This is a genomic window from Haloarchaeobius litoreus, from assembly GCF_024495425.1.
Classification (GTDB): Archaea; Halobacteriota; Halobacteria; order Halobacteriales; family Natrialbaceae; genus Haloarchaeobius; species Haloarchaeobius litoreus.
Genome location: NZ_JANHJR010000004.1, coordinates 186,486 through 205,372 on the forward strand (window position 1 = coordinate 186,486; position 18,887 = coordinate 205,372).

The window sequence follows — 18,887 nt, forward strand, 5'->3', positions numbered from 1 at the left end:
TGTAAAATAGGCAGGTCCATGCCGTTCGATAGCCTCATTCAGCCAGTGTCGCCCGTCATTCCCCTAGATTACAGTTCAATCAACCGGAACGTGAGCTGAGTTTGCTTGGTCAGACGGCTGAAAATCAATCTTCTCAACCCAGTTGTATACAATCGGTCTACAGCAGTGCCACCAAACCCATAGATAATATTTTAGAATTATACTTTCCGATATGCGGGTGGCACAGAGCTTCATCGTGGGCTCAGGTGACACCCTTCGCTGCTGAGAACCAAACTCGAAGCAGTCGATGTCACTGGTGCAGCAGCCAATTTCTGGTGTGGAAATCAGGAAACTCTCCTCGACCTTCCGCGCATCTGAGCACACCCAGGCCATTCTGTGCAAAAGAATATACACCCGTTCGCTGAACAATTTCTCATGCCGGACTTACTCGATAGTCGGACGGCTGTTGTAACTGGTGCTGCCAGTGGGAACGGTCGAGCGATCGCCACGCGACTGGCAGAATACGGTGCAGACATCGTTATCGCCGACGTACGACGGGACCCACGAGAGGGAGGAGTTCCAACCCATGAGCACATCAACGAGACGACTGCAGCGAACGCGGTCTATGTCGAGTGTGACGTCACCGAGTGGGACGACATCTGCACAGCGATCGAACGTGCCGAACAGTTGGGTGGACTCGATATCATGGTCAACAACGCAGGCGTGCTCGAGAGTGGACCACTCACCGAACTCACGGAACGCGAGTTCGATCGGGTGATGGATATCAACGTCAAAGGCACATTCTTCGGCTCGAAAGCGGCAGCAGAGGTACTCATCGACGGCGGTGGGGGCTCCATCATCAACCTCTCGAGTATGGCGGGCATTGTCGGTGGCAGCGAGAACAGCATCTACTGTGCGTCGAAGGGAGCCATCCGTCTCCTCACGTACTCGTTGGCAGCAGAACTGGGGCCACACGGAATCCGTGTCAATGCGATCCACCCGGGCCCTATAGACACGAGGATGATATCCGATGACATCGACATCGTCGGGAGCGACCGGGCCGACGACTATCGGCAATCGATCCCGTTACAGAGGTTCGGCACGCCCGAGGATGTGGGTAACGCTGCCGTCTATCTCGCCAGTGACCTCTCGGAGTTCGTCACCGGGTCCTCTCTCGTCGTCGACGGGGGCATCTCCAACACCGGTGGTGTGAACTGAGGGGGTAGCGGCCTACGTCTTCCGCCCGAGCTCGTGGCCGTGGTAGACTGCGTCGGCGATCCGACGGGGAGACACGCAGTCTCCGATGGCGTGTATCTCCTCTATCTCCGTCTCCGCGGTGAGCGTCTCCTCGTTCGCCTTCAGTTCACGATACAGGTCGTCGTCCGACTTTCGCATCGTCGTGAACACGACGTAGTCCGCATCGAACATCGTCTCCTCGTTCGAGTACACGTTCGTCGCTGTGACGGACCCGTCGTCCACCTGCGTGAGCGTGTGGTCGGGGACGAACTCGACGCCAGCCGAGTAGAGGTCGGAGTAGATCGTCTTGCGCTCGAACGTGTGGAGCGTCTCCTGGAACGCACTCGTTCGGGGCGTCACGAAGGTGAGGTCGTTGTCGTCGGCGAGTGTCTGGGTGACGCCGGCGCTGACGTTGTACCCCTCCTCGTCGAAGATGACGACGCGTTCGTCGGAGAGGTCTGCGTCCACCGCCTCCGCTGGCGTGAGAACGTGGTCCTGGTCCCAGCCAGGAACCGGCTTGTGGGTTCCCGAGGTAACTCCCTTCTCGGACCAGTGGCCGCCGGTGGCGATGACGACTATCTCCGCACCGTAGGTGCGAACGTCGTCGTACTCCATCTCCGCACGGCTCCCCGTGTGGACCGCGACATCGAGTCTGTCGAGTTCGGTCTCGCGCCAGTCGCGCACGCGCTTCCACTCGCTCAGACCCGGGAGGCTCCCCTCGAAATTGACGCGGCCACCGAGCTCCCGTTCCTTCTCGTTCAGGTGGACGATGTGGCCACGCTCGCCGGCGACACGAGCGAACTCGGTCCCCGCTGGGCCGCCACCGACGACGAGGACACCCTTCGGCTCGTCGACCTGTTCGTACTCCTCTGGCCCCCACTGTTGCTCCTCGCCGACGGTCGGGTTCTGGGTGCAGATGAGTGGGATGCCCTGCCTGGATTGCGAGACACAGATGTTGCAGCCGATGCACTCGCGTATCTGATCGACGCGACCCTCTCTGGCCTTCTTCGGCCAGTGAGGGTCGGCGATGGACTGTCTGGCCATCCCGATCATATCCACGGCACCGGCCTCGAGGAGGCGTTCGGCGTCGCGTGGGTCGGTGATTCGACCCGTCCCACCGACGGGGACGTCGAGAACCTCGGTCGCCTCCTCGATGAACTCCATCTGGTAGTTCTTCGAGTGAAGCCGGCTCGGACCGATCATATCGTCGATCGACTGCTTGACACCGATGTCGAGGTCCCAGAAGTCGAGGTCGTCGCCGATGCGTTCGACGATCTCCAGTCCCTCACCGTCGGCCCGGAGCCCTCCCTCGACCCGCTCGTCGATGGTGAAGCGCGCCCCGAACGCCATGTCGTCGCTGATCGCATCGTCGACGCTGTCGATGACCTCCTCGAAGAAACGCATCCGGTTCTCCAGCGAGCCGCCGTACTCGTCGTCCCTGTCGTTGTAGAACGGGGAGAGGAACTGGGAGATGAGGTAGCCGTGGGCGGCGTGGAGTTCGACGCCGTCGTAGCCGGCGCGCCGGGCGCGGTCGGCCGCCGTGGCGAACGCCTCGACAATCTCCTGGATGTCCTCGTGTTCCATCTCCTTCGGCGTGTAGTAGTTGCCGCTGGGGGTCTGCGAGGACGACAGCGGCGGCTGGCGGCTGTCGTAGTTCGACGCGGTGAGTCCACCGTGCCACAGCTCGACGAACAGTTTCGAGCCATGATCGTGCACCGCCTCTACCATCTCCCGCTGCGGTTCGATCGTCTCGTCAGTGTGGAGAAATCCCGGTTCGACGGGTGTGACGTCGGTCGATTCGTGTATCTTGCTGTACTCCTGGATGATCAGCCCGAATCCGCCCTTCGCCTTCTCGGCGCGGAACGCTGTCTGCTGGTCGCCCAGTCCGTAGGCGTTGCCGTGCGGTGGCTGGTACACGCGGTTCGGAATCTCCACCGGGCCGAGCTCGATCGGCTCGAACAGAGAGTCGTAGCTATTCGACATCTGTCTCCACCTCGTTCGGATGGGCCGTAGTTGTTCTGTATTGTTTCATATTGGTTACCGCCACATGCACTGAAATCGGGGTGCTGGACGCATATCGGTCAGGGGCCAGCCCTCTCAGGCGAACCCCTGCACGCCGATGTATCGGTCGATGATATCGTCGTTCTCGGCGAGCTCCTCGCTCGACCCCTGCCAGACGATCTGTCCCTCGTCGAGCACCAGCACTCTGTCCGCGACCTCGAGTGCGAGGTCGATGTCGTGCTCGATTATCATCACCGCGAGGTCCTGTTCGGACGTGAGGCGGTCGAGCAGCGACGACACCTTCTCGACGAACTGGACAGCGAGACCCTGGACGGGCTCGTCAAGCAGGAGCAGGTCCGGGTCGGCCGCCAGTGCCTGCGCGATCGCGACCATCTGCTGCTGGCCGCCGGAGAGGTCGGCCGCCCGGGAGCGTTCGTACTCGCGGAGGTCCGGGAACAGGTCGTACAGGTACTCGAAGTCCGGTTCGGCGTCCCGTTCGAGCGTCGGGAGACGGATGTTCTCACGCACCGTCAGGTGGGGGAACACCTTCTCGTCGGCAGTGACGAAGGAGACACCCTTCCGACCGATCTTGTGGGGTGGCTGCCCGTTGATCACCTCGTCCTTGTACGTTATCGTCCCCTCGCGCGGTTCGAGCAGTCCGCTGATGAGCTTGTACGTCGTCGTCTTCCCGGTGCCGTTCCGACCCAGGTAGGCGACGACCTCGTCGGTGTCGACGTCGAACGTGATGCCGTCGAGGACGTGGTGGTCACCGTAGTAGGCGTGCACGTCGTCGAGCTGGAGCAGGGGGCTCTGGCCCATCACGAGGTCACCCCCCGGAGGTAGGCCTCCTGCACTTCCGGATTCGACAGCGTCTCCTCCGGTGGCCCGGAGGCGAGCAGCTGTCCGTTGTGCATGACGACCAGCCGGTCGGACATGTCCTTCACGACGTCGAGCTTGTGCTCGATGAGCACGACAGCGTACTCGTTGGCGAGGTCGCCGACGACGTCGAAAACGAGCTCCTTCTTGTCGACGGCGAGCCCCGCAGTCGGCTCGTCGAGCAACAGCACGTCCGGTTCCGGCGCGAGTGCGATCGCGATCTCTAGCAGACGCTTGTAGCCCTGCGAGAGGTTCTCGGCGGCCGTCGTCCGGTCCTCCTCGAAGCCGACGAGGTCCAGGATCTCCGTCGTTCGCTGGTTGATCTCCTGGTCCGAGAGCGCGTCCGCGAAGACGTTCGCGTAGGGGACGTCGCTCACGGCCTGGACCGCGAGGCGGACGTTCTCGAACGCCGGCAGCTCGTCGAAGAGATTCGTGATCTGGTACGTGCGGGAGAGGCCGTGATGGACCCGGCTCTCCGGCCCCTTCGCCGTCACGTCAGTGCCGTTCAGCTCGATGCGTCCGGCCGTCGGCGACACCGTTCCCGCGAGCAGGTTGAACGTCGTCGTCTTCCCGGCACCGTTCGGTCCGATGACGCTCGTGAACTCGTCGTGGATGTCGATCGTCAGGTCGTCGACTGCTGTGACGGCTGCGAACTCTTTCCTGAGGTCGGTACACCGGACGATTGGGTTGTCGGTCATCTCTCCTCACCTCCATCGTGCTTCACTGCTGACTCCTCAGTCTCTGCTCTCGGGTTCACCCGGGTCAGGACGTCGTCGATGGAACGGATCCTCGAGAAGCCCAGCCCACCGGCAATTCCGCTCCGGAACCGGAGGACGGTCAGCATGAACAGCAGCCCCAGCAGGAGTGGCCACCGCTCGGGCAACCGTGCGATGAGCGCAGGCGCACCCTCTGGGATGAAGTCGACGAGGTACGTCGACAGTGTGTACTGGGTCCCGATGACGAACACGGACCCGATGATGGGCCCGACGAGGGTCCCCATCCCACCGATGAGTATCATGAACAGCCCGTCACCGGTGGTCGTCCAGTAGAGCGTACTGCCGGGTGCGACCTGCGTGAAGTACGCCGCGTAGAGCGCTCCGGAGACGGCTGCGAGTGCACCCGACACCGAGAACACTGCGAGCTTGAACGTCCGAACGTCGTACCCGACGGCACGGGCGCGGTCCTCGTTTTCACGGATGGCCTGCAGGACGTGGCCGAACGGCGACCTGACGACGTATCGCGTGAACAGGTACGTGGCGACGACCGTGACGAGCGCCAGGTAGTAGTAGCCCATCGGTTCGAACGGGTTGAACTCGTACCCGAACACTACCGGCGGGTCGATGATGATACCGGTGTCACCGCCCACGTAGTTCCAGCTCTGGAAGAGCGTGTAGAACACCTGGGCGACGCCAAGCGTGATCATCGCGAAGTAGACACCCGACCGCCGGAACGCGATGGCACCAACGACCAGGGCGAACAGGCCGGTGCCGACCACAGCCGCTGGGGCCGCAGCGATGAACGGCACGCTGAACTTCTTCATCAGGATCGCCGTCATGTAGGCGCCCGACCCCAGAAACACCGTGTGGCCGAAACTGACGTAGCCGGTATAGCCGACGAGCAGGTTGAAGCTCATCGCGAACACCGCGAAGATCATCATCTCGATCGCGATGCTCGTGAGGAACGGCAGGCCACCGATGGCGTTCGCCACGAACGGGAAGACCGCGACGAGAGCGAGAAGGCCTGCTCCGACGTACGGAGTCTTCACCGACTCGAACAGTTCGTTCGAGCGGTCGAAGTAGCTCATACCTCCACCTCCGCCTCACCGAGGAGGCCCTGTGGCCGGAGCAGGAGGACGGCGATCATCACGAGGAAGATGACCGTCCCAGCGGGCACGGGAGCGTACACTGCAGCGAACTGCCAGATGATGCCGATGAGCAACCCAGCGATGACCGACCCCCAGAAGGAGCCGAGGCCACCGACGATGACGACGATGAACGCCGGGAGGATTATCGAGGCTCCGACGCTCGGCTCGATTGCCCGGTAGATGTAGACGACACCACCGAGTGCAGCGATGAACGCTCCGAGGCCGAACACTGCCGTGAACGCCCGTTCGACGTTCAGGCCCAGGGTCGCCGTGCGGTCCGTGTTGTAGACCCCTGCCCGGACGATGAGTCCGAACCGGGTTCGCGAGAGGAACAGGGCTGTCCCTGCCACGACTGCTGCGCCGAGCAGGATGGTGAACACCCGGTAGTACGGCAGGCTGATGCCCATGAAGGTCACCGCACCATCGAACACCGCCGGGCGGGGCGGCACGCCTGGTGGTGCTGCCCCCCAGATGTACTTCACCGCCTCTTCGATGACGACCGCGAGTCCGAATGTCAACAGCAACTGGTAGATCGGCTCGGTCTCGTATAGCGGCTTGTACACCGTCCGCTCCAGCCCGGCCCCGATGGCGGCCACAGCCAGTGGCGCGATGATGAGTGCGAGCGCGAAACCCGTGATACCGCCGCCTGTGAACTCCATCACTGCCAGGCCGATATAGCCGCCGAGCATGAACAGCGCGCCGTGAGCGAAGTTGAGGACGCCCATCAGTCCGAACACGAGTGAGAGACCGAGAGCTACCAGTACGAGAATCATCCCGTACGAAACGCCGTTGACGAACGTGGTTGCGAGGTCGCCGAGACCCACGGACAGCGGCGTCATGGCACTCACAGCTCGATGCCCGAACACCCGGTCTCGCCGCAGGGGCGGATGCTCGACTGTGCATCGAAGGTGTCGTCCAGAACCGGCTCGACAGCCATCGGTCCATCGGGCGTCTCCTCGAAGTGTCCGAGGTACATCGGGAACTCTGCCTGATGGTCACACTCGCGGATGGTGTAGGAACCATCGCCCCGGGCGGTTTTCTCGATAGTCATCCCGTGCCACTGCTCGATGAGCGGGTCCGCGTCGTTGGAGCTGGCGGACTGCATCCCCTGTGCGATGGCATAGCCCGCGGCGTGAGCACCTGCCGTGAAGATGGACGGCACGGTGTTCCACTGACTGGAGTACTGCTCGATGATCCAGTCGTTCGTCGAGTTGTCCGGGAACGTCCAGAAGTACTTCGGGATGCCACTGAAGCCGGTTGCGGCCGTCCCGACCTGCTGCATCCACGGGATGGTCGTCACGCCGGTCGCGGTGACGTTGAAGTCCGTGCCGAAGTCAGCCAGGTCCCGGCTGAACCGGATGCCGTCGGTCCCGGTGAGTGCGACGACGATCGCGTCTGCCCCGCTCTCCTCTGCATTCTGTAGATACGGTGTGTAGTTGGACGTACCGGGTGAGACGAACGATTCACCAGCAGCACTGCCACCATTCTCCTCGATGACGGACTTCCACTGGGCGACGGAGTCGTGTCCCCACGAGTAGTCGGCCCCGACGAAGTAGAAGCTCGAACCGAGGTTCTCCGCCGCGTACCTCCCACCTGCCAGCGCGTCCTGATACGTCGTCTGGGAGGTCCGGAACGTGTACTTGTTGCAGTTCTCTCCCGTCAGCGATGTCGCGGCTGCAGTGTCGATGAACATCGGTGTGCTCGCGTCCGTCGCGACGTCCTGGACTGCCGCCGCGACCGAGGACGACACGCTGCCCTGGAGGATGTCGACCTCGTCGCTCTGGACCAGCTTTCGTGCCTTCTGCCGGCCCGTGTCCGCTGCGAGCCCCGAGTCCTCCGCGAGGATATCGACCGTGATACCGCTTCCTTCGACGGTGTTCGAGTCGGCGAGATCCCCCGTGTCGGCGTCGAGGGATTGGGCCAGACCGAGTTTTATCCCGCGGATGACCGAGTTCCCGAGGTGAGCGTACGGCCCGGACGTGTCTGTCACGACCCCGATCGAGAGGCTGTCCGCACCGCCACCGCCACCACCAAGACACCCAGACAGTCCAGTCAGCCCTGCGACGCCGGTTGCTGATGCTGCCTTGAGTAAACGCCGTCTGTCAATTTCAGGCATACCTCCACTGTTCCATTCATTCATTATAAATTCTTGGTCGCCCTACCTGACACGTCGAATCGGTTGTGTTTGTGGACGAACCGTCGACCTTTCCGGTTCTTACCCTCCAGATACGTGCGCGTCGCGTGCGAATTTGACTACCGAGCCAACGGACCATCGCGGAGACTGCCTCGGGGGAAACAGCTAATCCGGACTCCCTGACGTTCGCCGCGCAAGCAGAGTACGAACCCGGCAACGGATCGGCCCGTCCGCGAGTACGAGTCTCACTCGGACGGCGATATCGACGATGTCCTCGAACAGGCAACGACTGCGTACGAGGGCTGGCGGCCTCGCCCAATCGAGGCACGGCAGACGGCGCTCGCCGACGTGGCGATCGTCCTCCGTGAGAACGTCGAAAACTACGCCCGGCTCATCACGACCGAGACGGGAAAACCGATGGTGGCCCGTTCGCGAAGGGTGAGTTCGTCGACGAGCTCGGGAACTCCGACCCGCGGGTTCCGTTCGGCGGCATCACGGCCTCCGGCTACGGTCGCGAGCTCTCGAAGGAGGGTATCCGCAAGTTCGGCAACCGGAAGATGCTCTGGGTGCAGTAACGCTACGAGACCCTCGTCGAGGCGGATGCCACGACGCTCCCGTCCACGCGCCCCCACCGATAGAACCAAGACGAACGCATTAGAAGCCGCATTCACTACCGGACAACCGGTCGAGTCACCCGACAGTTCGCGGTTCACCCAGCGGTGCGACCATGCCGTGAACTGTCGCACGGACCTGACGGTATGTTCGGGGCGGAGCCCATCGACATGACGACAGTAAGCCACCAGATCGTGCAGACGCTGGAAGATCTCGACGTAGAGTACCTCTTCGGCTATCCCGGCGGCCGAGCTATCGAACTACTCGAAGCGCTCGTCGACTCGGACATCGAGGTCGTCCGGCCACGCGACGAACGCGAGGCGAGCGTGATGGCCGAGTTCTACGGCCGGTACCATCAGGAGCCCGGCGTCTTCACCGGGCAGGGGCCGTGGGTCGGGAGCATCGGTGCGATCGGCCAGATGGAGGCCAGTCTCGGCTCCTCGCCGATGGTCGCCATCACCGAGGCCAGCGAGCGCGGCGACTACTCCACGCTCGCGCCGTATCAGCAGGCCCGCGGCGACTACGGTGGGTTCTCGCTCCCGAAGATTCTCGACGGAATCACCAAGGAGTGGTGGTTCCCCCGGACGCCGAACGAGACGCTACGGAGCCTGCAGCTCTCGTTCAAGCACGCCACCGCCGGTCGCCCTGGTCCGACTGCGGTCATCCTCGACGGGGACGCGGTCACCAGCGAGGTTCCCGAAGACGAGGTCCCACCGGTCTGGTCACCCGAGCGGCAGACCAGAAACTGGGAGTCCGCACCGACAGACAGCGACGTCCGTGCGGCGGCGGACGCCCTCTCGAACGCCGACCGTCCGGTCGTCATCGCCGGCAACGGTGTCCACGCCTCGCAGTGCTACGACGAACTCGAAGCCGTGGCGGAGGCGTACGACGCGGTCGTCGTCACCTCCTACCTCGGGAAGTCGACGATTCCGGAGACCCACGAGCGTGCAGCGGGCGTCATCGGCTCGTTCGGCCACGAGGGCGCGAACCAGGTCGTCAGCGAGGCCGACACGCTGCTCGTCGTCGGCTGCCGGATGAATCCGATGGACACCAACTGGCAGGCTGCCTCGTTCATCCGTCCGGACGAGCAGACCATCGTCCACGCGGACATCGATACGCGCAACGCCGGCTGGGTCTACCCGGCCGACGTGGGCCTCATCGGCGACGCCGGGAAGAGTCTGGCAGCGCTCGCCGTCGCATCCGGCGGCGGCACCGGCTGGGCGCTCGACCGCGCCGCGGAGGCTCGTGAGGACTTCGCGGTACCGGAGTGTGAGTCTGATTCGACGCCGATACTGCCCCAGCGTGCGGTCGCCGCCGTCGACCGCATCGTCGACGAGGACACCATCGTCACGGCCGACTCCGGCAACAACCGGTTCTGGCTGCTCAACTACCTCCAGACGCCCGCAGTCCGGACGTACTTCGGCAGCGGTGGCGTCGGTGGGATGGGATGGGCCGGTCCGGCTGGCGTCTCGGCCGCCATCACGACCGACAAGGACGTGGTCGCGGTCGCAGGCGACGGCGGCTTCACGATGACGATGACCTGTGTCGAGACCGCCGTCGAGTACGGCGTCGCGCCGACCTTCGTCGTCCTCAACGACACGAGCCTCGGGATGGTCCGGCAGATGGACGACTCCATCCCGGGCGTCGAGTTCCACGACACCGACTTCGCGACGGTCGTCGCCGGTTTCGGTGCTGATGCGATGCGGATCGACGACCCCGCGGATCTCGACGACAGGCTCGCCGAAGCGAAAGCGGCCGACGTTCCCACCGTCGTCGACGTGCGTATCGACCGCGAGCCGGACATGGTGGAGAACCTCCAATCCTCGTTCTACGCCGAGGTCGGCGGGCTCCACGAGTAACCGTCACGAGCCGCTGGCAACGCAACGCTTTTTGCGAACTCGTGTGACGGTCGAAGGGATGGCAGCAAGCAACACCGTTCTCGTCACCGGTGGCACCGGCTTTATCGGTTCGTACGTCGCGAAGGACCTGCTCGAGCACGGGCACGACGTGGTCGCGTACGACCTGTCGACGGACCCGCGCATCCTGGAGAAGCTCGGCATCGCCGACGACGTGGAGATCCGCCGCGGCGACGTGAGCGACCCGACGGACGTCGTCAACGCCGTCGCGGAGACCGACACGACCCACATCGTCCACCTGGCCGCGCTGTTGACGAACACGGCGGAGTCGAACCCGCGGGCGGCGATGCAGGTCAACATCGAGGGGACGAGCAATATCTTCGAGGCCGCCCGAACACTCGACGACCAGGTCGAGCGCGTCGCCTGGGCGTCTTCGGCGGCCGTCTACGCACCCCCGCACAACTACGACGACGGCGGCGACTGGTGGGTGACCGAGGACGACCTCGTCTACCCGGATACGCTCTATGGCGCGACGAAGGAGTACAACGAGCACCAGGCCCGCGTCTACAACGAGGAGTTCGGCGTCGACCACGTCGCCATCCGCCCCACCGTGGCGTACGGCCCGTACCGCGAGACCGGCGGGTCGGCGTTCCTGGCGAACATCATCGAGAAGCCCGCCGTCGGCGAATCCTTCAGCGTCGAGTACGGCGACCAGGAGATCGACTGGCAGCACGTCGAGGACATCGCACAGGCGTTCCGGCTGGCCGCCTTCACGCCGGAGGAAGAGCTCAGCCAGCGCGTCTACAACGTCCGCGGCGAGCTCGCGTCCATCCGCGAGGCCGCCGCGACGGTCGAGGGGATCGTGCCCGACGCCGACATCGAGGTGAGCGACGAGGGCGAACTGCCGTGGACCCAGCGCCTCGACATGACCGCGTTCCAGGAAGACACCGGCTACGAGGTGGAGTACGACCTCGAATCCGGCTTCCGCAAGTACATCGACGTCCTCCGCGAGGAGGCCGGCCTGGAGCCGATATGATCGAGCGACATCCCGAGTAGCCGCCTTGGTGAACGTGAGGAAGGTGGAGCAGTGGGCACGGAACTGCTGATTAGGACTGTCGGCCAATCACCTTCCTCGAACCACGAATTGTTCTCCCGTAACTTCTAGTTATTTATTGGGGGGTTGTCCTCGGGCGATTCGGAGGTCGGAACTGGCCTCAGTCCTGGGTCTGGCTGTACTGGTCGACCCACTCTTTGAGGGTGATGCCCATCGCGGACTGGGTGATGGCGTTCGAGGACGCCGAATTGGCGCTCTTGACGAGTTCGGCCTCCATCGTGCGGGTGGGAACTTCGCCGAGGAAGTGCGGGATGGCGCGCTGCACGTCGAGCGGACAGCCGACCTCGTGGGCGAGCGCGTAGCCCGAGATGGAGTGGGGGATCTCCTCGCTGGCGTAGTGCTCGCGGTCGGGCTCGTCGAGCAGTTCGGCGTCGACGAAGTCGACGTACTCGTAGGCTTTGCCGACGTCGTGGAGGAGGCAGGCGGCGACGACGACGTCCACGTCGGGGTCGGCACCGTGGAACTCGCGCTGTATCTCGGCGGACTCGATGGCGATCTTGGTGACGCCGCGGACGTGCTCGACGTTGGAGATCTCGTGGATGTTCCAGGCGTACGGGATGTCCGAGATGTCCTGCCAGCCGCCGCGTTCGAGTCCGAGCGTCCACGCCTCGACGACCTGCTCGCGGAGCTCGTCGTCCGCGATCTGTTCGAGTTCGGGGTAGGCCTCCCGCACCTGTGCCTCGTAGTCGCGGGTCGGGGATTCAGTATCCGTCGACATCGTCGACCTCGTTCTTCCAGACCTTCTCCTGGCCGATGAACCGGGGCCGTTCCTCCACAGCGAGGAAGTTGTTCACGTCCTCACGGGCCTTGGCGGCGACTTCGCGCGTGGGGTCGTAGTCGCGTGACCCCTCGCTGCCGAGCGCTTCGTGGAGGTCGTCCAGCGTCTCGAAGTAGAGCTCTGCGACACCGTCGAACTCGGCGTTCTCGGGGTCGGTCGGATAGACGGTCTGATAGCGGACGACGCCCTCGATGTCCTTCGCCAGCGGCGAGTGGTTGCCCTCCCAGTAGTCGCGGAACTCCTCGTGGGTCATGCCGTCCTTGCGGACCAGCAGTGCCGAATGCTTGTAGAGGCCGTCGGTGTCGCCGTCGACCTCGTCCTTCCAGACCTTCTCCTCGCCGATGAACCGGGGTCGACGGTCGATGTCGAGGAAGTTGTTCACGTCCTCGCGTGCCTTCGCCGCGACCTCCCGGGTCGGGTCGTAGTCGCGCGAGCCCTCACTACCGAGTGCTTCGTGGAGATCGTCCAGCGTCTCGAAGTAGAGCTCGGCGATTCCGTCGAACTCGGCGTTCTCGGGGTCGGTCGGGTACACCGTCTGGTAGCGGACGACGCCCTCGATGTCCTTCGCCAGCGGCGAATGGTTGTTCTCCCAGTAGTCGCGGAACTCCTCGTGCGTGAGGTCGTCCTGGCGGACGAGCAACGCTACGTGCTTGAACATGCGATTGGGGAATCACAGGGGGAGCACAAAAAACATCGTATACCTCCAATCCCCGTCGTCGATTCCGTGGTTGGGGTGTGGTGATGTGCCGACCCCCGGTTCTGTTCAGGAGTTCGTTCCATAGCGAAGGCTGATCTGGATTTCGTCGAGGGCAGCGAGCAACGTGTCGGGGAGTTCTTCGGTGAGGAACGAATCCTTGACCCGGTGAGCAGGTCCAGAGATGCTGATCGCACCGACCGGGTAGCCGTCCTCATCGCGGATTGGTGCGCCGATAGCGTTGAGGCCAGTCACCGACTCGCCGATGTTGAACGCATAGCCACGCTCCCTGATCTCGTCCAGTTCGTCACGGAGCACGTCCTCCGACGTGATGGTGCTGTCTGTCTGTTCCTCGAGCCCACGTCGATCGAGGATCGCGTCGAGTTCGTCCTCGGGAAGGAACGCCAGAATCGACTTCCCGGCGGCGAGCTGATGGAGGTTACGTCGCTGGCCAACCTGTGCAGACGTCTCCAGTGGGTTGTCACCGTGAGCCTTGTACAGGTGGACGCTGTGGTCTCCCTCCTTCGCGATGAGCCAGACTTTCTCCCCGGTTGTCTCCGCGAGTCGGTCGACATGGTGGCGTGCGACGTCGAAGAACTCGACGTACTCACGGGATCGACGGCCGAAGTCCAGCAGTCTGAGGCCGAGCGAGAACGTTCCATCCCCGTCTCGGGCGATGAGGTCGTGAGCTTCCAGGGTGAGGAGGTGTCGGTGAATGGTGCTGCGTGCGATGTCGAACTCCTCGGTCAGGTCGGTCAAGGACTGCCCCGGGTTGGACTTCAGAGCCTCGAGGATGCGGATGGAGTACTCCGTCGTCTTCACGGGGCGATTGACTGAATCGGTGGGTGGCATACTGCGGTGTATGAATTGGCGCGGGATAATAGTTGGCAACGAATCCAAGTGACGGGGATGGTTCGGCATTCTTGTGGTGGCGGCAGGGATTCAATCAAAGTGGTTCGATCTACTCACGGTGGGTCTGAAAGTTGTGAGCATCGATCGGAGCCCCTCTGGCATCCGACGCTGGACCCACTGCGTACGAGTTACTTGGATTATCGTAAACACAGATGGAGTCCAAGTTCCTGTGAATTGTTCCCGATACTTTCCGATGGGGCGAACAGTCAGTCACTGGTTCTGGAAAGGTAACTACCGAACTATCGGCGTTAAACCACCGAGAATAGGGCCCAAAGCGCATGTACTGGCTGAACTTCGAAACAGTGTGGGTTGTTACCAATACCTATTCATGGAAGCGGCCCTTATCCGAGCTACTTGGAAGGATTGGGGCTAGAGTTACAACAATATGACAGTAATACCATCGGTCCGAGGCACAACGGAAATCGGTGCCACGGCAATGAAACGCTGATCGAGATCGTCAATCACTGACGACGCACCATCTACTGTCCGTCGAGAGAACGCCCGATGAGGTGCATATTCCGATGTTGCCGTCGACCGGAACGGGACCGTGCAGTCCTGATACCCCTCCAGAACGGCCAGTCGTGGAATCGGCCTTACCGTTGGCGAAGGTATGCCGTTACAATTATACAACCGTAACACGACGTCCAGAGACACATGGGTGACATAGATACCTGTGGCTGCAAGGTAGGACGCGTTACGGCGAAGTACGGACGTGGGGACGTCGACGAGTGGTTGATCGAAGAGTGGCAAGACGAAATGAGCATTCGCAGTCTGACTGCGGAGTTCAACAAGGAGATCATCGAGGAGGAACTGACCGCAGTCGGCGCGAGTCGACTCGAGTGGAGTAAAACGCCGGTGTATGAAGCCCTTCACACCGAGGAACTCAGCGAACCGGAGACAATCGAGATTCGGCGGGAACTCGAACGAGCCGGCGTGGATGTCGAACAACTCTCCTCGGACCTGGTCTCACATCAGACGGTGTATCGACATCTCAGAAACTGTCTGGCGACATCTGGGCCGGACGAGAAATCCGCGGAGGAACGACGAGAGCAGGCCCGGAACAGGATTTACGCACTCCAGCAGCGGGCATCGCTAGTGACAGAGTCGACGGTCGAATCCATGCAGACAGCTGGTGTGACGAACGTCGGTGACCCCGAAGTGCTCGTCGACGTCAGAATCGTCTGTCGCGACTGCGGGCGATCGATGGATCTCGACGAGGTGTTGACCGGCGGCTGTGATTGCCCCCCGAAGTGAGACGGAGCAGAGGAAGTCAGTGACCCACGACCGAGCTCGCTGGGTTCCGCCCTGAACACCTGTGAACAAAAGACCTATTAGCTACCCCCAGTATGGAGAATCATGCCCAATCTGGATTCTATGCACGGAGGACTCTCTCTCCACGTGGAGAACATCGGTGGGATCTCCGAAACGACGGTGAACTTCTCCGAAGGCGTCACTGTGCTCGAAGGGCGCAACGCGACGAACCGTACTTCGTTCCTCCAAGCGTTGATGGCCGCGATGGGCAGCGACCAGTACACACTCAAAGGAGATGCGGCGGAGGGACGTGTAGAGCTCTCGCTCGGGGACACGGTGGTCGAGCGTCGATTCGAACGCCGGAACGGTTCGGTCCACGCGTCGGGGTCTGGCTACCTCGACGATCCCGAGATCGCGGAGCTCTTCTCGTTCCTACTTGAGGGGAATGAGGCTCGAAGAGCCGTCGCTCAAGGTGACAACCTCCGTGAGCTCCTCACCCGGCCGATCGATACCGACGAAATCGAGGCCGAGATCGAACTGCTCCAGGCGGAGAAGCGGAATATCGACGACCGACTCTCGTCGATGGAGGAACGGGAACGCGACCTGGTCGATCTCGAACGTCGCAAGCAGGAGCTGCGGTCGGAAATCGAAGAGCACGAGAAGCAGCTCGACGAACTGGAAGTCGAAATCGAGCAGGCAGACGTTGATGTCTCTACTGAACAGGAGTCGAAAGAAGCTATCGAAGAGCAACTGGATGACCTGAAAGACCACCGGACCCAACTGGAGGACATCCGATTCGAACTCGAGACGGTTCAAGAGACGATCGGCTCGCTGGAGACCGAACGAGAACAGAAGCGCGACCGCCGTGAGGAGCTGACCGGACGGCCGGACACAGATATCGACTCCCTGCGCGACGAGCTCGACTCCCTCCGTGACCGCCAGCGCGAGGTGAACTCCCAGATGAACGAACTCCAGAGCATCGTCCAATTCAACGAGGACATGCTGGAGGGGACGGATAGCGAAATATCGTCAGCGCTCCAGGATGAGGGAGACGGAAGCACCAGCAGCTCGCCCGTGGACCAGTTGCTCGACAGCGATGACACCGTCACATGCTGGACGTGTGGGTCCCAGGTGGCCCGCGCCGATATCGAAGAAACGCTCGATCGGCTGCGTTCGCTCCGGCAAGAGAAGCTGAAGGAACGCCAGGCCATTCAGGAGCAAATCGACGAGACGAGAGACCGTGTTTCCAATATCGAGACGGTTACGGACGAACTCGACACACTCGACGAACGCCTGGCCGAGATCGGGATTCAACTCGAAGCGAAGCGGGACCGAGTCACGAAACTTGAAGAGCAGCGTGAACGCCTCCACGAGGAGGTGGATGAACTAGAGTCGGTCATCGAGCAGGAGCCATCCTCGAACTACGACGAGGTTCTAGAGCTCCACAAGCAGGCGAACAGGGTCGAACTGGAACTCGAACAATCAGAGAGCGATCTCGAAGCGGTCGAATCGGAGATCGGTGAAATCGAGGCACTCCTCGCGGACAGGCAGGAGTACGAGGACCGGCGGGACCAGGTCGTCGAGGAACTCGATGAACTCCGGACCCGAATCGACCGCATCGAGGAACAGGCTGTCGAGGAGTTCAACCATCATATGGCAGAGGTCCTGAAGATCCTCGAATACGAGAACATCACTCGCGTGTGGATCGACCGTCGGGAACGGGAGACGAGCCAGGGCCGACAGACGGTTCAGGAGACCGTCTTCGAGCTACACGTTGTCCGCGAAGCCGACTCCGGCGAGGCATACGAGGGGACTGTCGACACCCTCAGTGAGAGCGAGCGTGAGGTCGTTGGACTGGTCGTCGCACTGGCCGGGTATCTTGTTCATGACCTCCATGAGACGGTTCCGATTATGCTACTGGACTCGTTAGAAGCGATTGATTCGAACCGCATTTCGAAGATTGTCGACTACTTCGCAGACTACCCGGAATTTCTGGTCGTCGCACTCCTCCCGGAGGACGCGAGTGAGGTTACCGCCGGGCAAGAAGTCATATCAGATATTTAATAATTGGCCAGCGGGCACCATCCCGGCCAGTGTTCGGGGACGGTCGGAGGGAGGTTAGATTTCGTGTCCACACCAGAGACCTCCAGCCCCAGCTCCAAGTAGGGTCGAGAGTGACCTGGAGTTTAAGCAACGAGAAACGGCACTCCTTGATGGAATCCAATCATCCACTTACACGCCAAACGTGACAGCTATACAGATTACTGCTAAGTAGGATATGTTTGGATACGACTGGTGTCTGGCGACCGACCACAGCTGCCTCACTACGCTACTCTACAACTCAAAAATGCCAGATTGACGAATAGAGCTCCCGCTGGAACGACCACTTAAGAGTTCGGTAGTGTCCGCTACCTGGTGAACTCGTTCGCTGCACTCGTCATTAGCAAGGTCCACGACAGGTCCATGAGGCCGGGCCAGACATCATGTTCCGAATACAATTTCGGGGTATGGTGAAGAAACAGGATGTCGGCAACGCCCACGTTTCGAGTTGATACAGGACTCTGGATGGACGACATCGATCTCGCAACGGACCAGTCCAAACGATGAACGACACGAAGATAAAAATGCGCCTCAACAGTTAATATCCCATATGTGAATGCGAACATATCATCTAAAAAGTATTTCAACCGCCCACTCGTCGGATCCGTTGATCGAATTAATCGAGTGCAAATTGACGACCGCCATGGGGAATTTATTGACCCTTGACGGGCGAGGGGTTCGTCGAGCAGGCGAGCGCCTCGGAGTGCTGGATTCGGATACCTGTTGGTGACATCTACCCGACGACGTTCGACGAGGACGTACCGACCGAGAGAAACACCAACAACTGCCCCGAATGCGATGGACGCGCCGCGCCCGGCGGTGACGAATCCGTCTGTGAGGACTGTGGCCTAATTGCCGACGAGCGGCTACTCGACCGTTTCCAGGTGGGTCCGGGTGTCGACCTCCGGAATTCGACATCCGGATACGCATCCTCGATGCCCTGTTTGTCCTCTCGCTGCGTTGGGCATGCCCCGCAAGCCTCCTCCGTGAAGGGGAGTACTTCGGTCATAGTAGTCCGTGTGGTCTTGTACTTTTTCCACATCCCTGTTCACATCCGGAAGCTGTGTGGGTCACGGATTCCAAGGAGGCGTACGTGGGAGGCCCGGAGTTGGTGGTCGGGCCGATTACTCCCGGCGTTCGAGTTTGTTCCGACGCGTCTCGAACTCCTCCTCGGTGAGGTCACCCCGGGCGAACGCCATGCGCAATTCCTCCAGCGCGGGGTTCCGCGACGACTGCGATTCCGTCACGCGACGGAGGACGAGGTATCCTCCCCCCAGCAGGACGAGGAGGAAGACCAGTGGGACGAGCATCCCGACGAGTGGCCACCAGCCGCTGGTCGTCCCGTATCCGCCCATCATTCCACCGTAGCCCATCATCCCGCCGAATCCCATCCCCATCGTGAGCAAGGGCAGCACGATGATCGCCCCGAGGATGAGGAGGACGATGGTCGTGGTGTCGAGTTGATTCGATGACGACATCG

At 61.9% G+C, this 18,887-nt stretch carries 16 protein-coding genes and 1 pseudogene; 6 read left to right on the forward strand and 11 right to left on the reverse strand.

Translation table 11 applies throughout. The annotated features are described in order from the left end of the window. Positions 1–414 precede the first annotated feature (414 nt). A complete protein-coding gene (locus NOW55_RS18535; RefSeq protein WP_256401608.1) occupies positions 415–1,197 on the forward strand; it encodes an SDR family NAD(P)-dependent oxidoreductase in 783 nt (260 codons plus the stop codon). A 12-nt stretch (positions 1,198–1,209) separates the two neighbouring features. On the opposite strand, the gene NOW55_RS18540 is transcribed toward NOW55_RS18535, so the two are convergent. From NOW55_RS18540 to NOW55_RS18565, 6 genes are all read right to left on the reverse strand, one after another. Continuing rightward, positions 1,210–3,198 carry an oxidoreductase gene (locus NOW55_RS18540; protein WP_256401609.1) on the reverse strand — a complete coding sequence of 663 codons (1,989 nt, stop codon included), beginning with the start codon at positions 3,196–3,198 and terminating at the stop codon, positions 1,210–1,212. 114 nt (positions 3,199–3,312) lie between these two features. Then, complete coding sequence (locus NOW55_RS18545; protein WP_256401610.1) at positions 3,313–4,035, reverse strand: ABC transporter ATP-binding protein; 723 nt, start codon at positions 4,033–4,035, stop codon at positions 3,313–3,315. Next, positions 4,035–4,790, reverse strand: coding sequence for an ABC transporter ATP-binding protein (locus NOW55_RS18550; RefSeq protein WP_256401611.1), 756 nt, complete (start codon positions 4,788–4,790; stop codon positions 4,035–4,037). The genes NOW55_RS18545 and NOW55_RS18550 overlap by 1 nt, the downstream gene beginning before the upstream one ends. Next, positions 4,787–5,896 (reverse strand): branched-chain amino acid ABC transporter permease, encoded by a 1,110-nt coding sequence (locus NOW55_RS18555; protein ID WP_256401612.1) that lies wholly within the window; start codon positions 5,894–5,896, stop codon positions 4,787–4,789. Before NOW55_RS18555 ends, NOW55_RS18550 begins: the two co-directional genes overlap by 4 nt. Beyond that, positions 5,893–6,795, reverse strand: coding sequence for a branched-chain amino acid ABC transporter permease (locus NOW55_RS18560; protein ID WP_256401613.1), 903 nt, complete (start codon positions 6,793–6,795; stop codon positions 5,893–5,895). Before NOW55_RS18560 ends, NOW55_RS18555 begins: the two co-directional genes overlap by 4 nt. A 5-nt stretch (positions 6,796–6,800) precedes the next feature. Further along, positions 6,801–8,096: a substrate-binding domain-containing protein gene (locus NOW55_RS18565; protein WP_368407786.1), complete on the reverse strand. Its 1,296-nt coding sequence runs from the start codon at positions 8,094–8,096 to the stop codon at positions 6,801–6,803. Between the two features lie 252 nt (positions 8,097–8,348). Between NOW55_RS18565 and NOW55_RS20985 the strand changes: the two are divergent. Further along, positions 8,349–8,474: pseudogene (locus NOW55_RS20985) on the forward strand (hypothetical protein); the annotation flags it as partial. Here NOW55_RS20985 and NOW55_RS20990 read toward each other — a convergent pair. Next, entirely contained in the window at positions 8,471–8,803 is a 333-nt protein-coding gene (locus NOW55_RS20990; RefSeq protein ID WP_256401615.1) for a hypothetical protein, read from the reverse strand. The pseudogene NOW55_RS20985 and the gene NOW55_RS20990 overlap by 4 nt on opposite strands. Before the next feature lie 69 nt (positions 8,804–8,872). Here NOW55_RS20990 and NOW55_RS18575 point away from each other — a divergent pair, with 69 nt between their 5' ends. Then, on the forward strand, positions 8,873–10,561 hold the full coding sequence (locus NOW55_RS18575; protein ID WP_368407799.1) for a thiamine pyrophosphate-binding protein: 1,689 nt from the start codon (positions 8,873–8,875) through the stop codon (positions 10,559–10,561). Positions 10,562–10,619: 58 nt separating this feature from the next. Then, positions 10,620–11,594: an NAD-dependent epimerase/dehydratase family protein gene (locus NOW55_RS18580; RefSeq protein WP_256401617.1), complete on the forward strand. Its 975-nt coding sequence runs from the start codon at positions 10,620–10,622 to the stop codon at positions 11,592–11,594. A gap of 178 nt (positions 11,595–11,772) precedes the next feature. Here NOW55_RS18580 and NOW55_RS18585 read toward each other — a convergent pair whose 3' ends face one another. The 3 genes from NOW55_RS18585 to NOW55_RS18595 all read right to left on the reverse strand — a co-directional run bounded on the left by NOW55_RS18585 (position 11,773) and on the right by NOW55_RS18595 (position 13,996). Then, positions 11,773–12,390 (reverse strand): HD domain-containing protein, encoded by a 618-nt coding sequence (locus tag NOW55_RS18585; protein ID WP_256401618.1) that lies wholly within the window; start codon positions 12,388–12,390, stop codon positions 11,773–11,775. After that, complete coding sequence (locus NOW55_RS18590; protein ID WP_256401619.1) at positions 12,374–13,108, reverse strand: EthD domain-containing protein; 735 nt, start codon at positions 13,106–13,108, stop codon at positions 12,374–12,376. The genes NOW55_RS18585 and NOW55_RS18590 overlap by 17 nt, the downstream gene beginning before the upstream one ends. 105 nt (positions 13,109–13,213) lie before the next feature. After that, positions 13,214–13,996 (reverse strand): IclR family transcriptional regulator, encoded by a 783-nt coding sequence (locus NOW55_RS18595; RefSeq protein WP_256401620.1) that lies wholly within the window; start codon positions 13,994–13,996, stop codon positions 13,214–13,216. Between the two features lie 714 nt (positions 13,997–14,710). On the opposite strand from NOW55_RS18595, the gene rdfA reads away from it, so the two are divergent. Further along, the gene (rdfA, locus tag NOW55_RS18600; protein ID WP_256401621.1) at positions 14,711–15,310 is read left to right on the forward strand and encodes a rod-determining factor RdfA; all 600 of its coding nucleotides are present in this window, start codon (positions 14,711–14,713) and stop codon (positions 15,308–15,310) included. Between the two features lie 102 nt (positions 15,311–15,412). After that, the gene (locus NOW55_RS18605; RefSeq protein WP_256401622.1) at positions 15,413–17,371 is read left to right on the forward strand and encodes an archaea-specific SMC-related protein; all 1,959 of its coding nucleotides are present in this window, start codon (positions 15,413–15,415) and stop codon (positions 17,369–17,371) included. A 1,160-nt stretch (positions 17,372–18,531) separates the two neighbouring features. Here the strand turns inward: NOW55_RS18605 and NOW55_RS18610 are convergent. Next, positions 18,532–18,885: an SHOCT domain-containing protein gene (locus NOW55_RS18610; RefSeq protein ID WP_256401623.1), complete on the reverse strand. Its 354-nt coding sequence runs from the start codon at positions 18,883–18,885 to the stop codon at positions 18,532–18,534. Between the last annotated feature and the right edge of the window lie 2 nt (positions 18,886–18,887).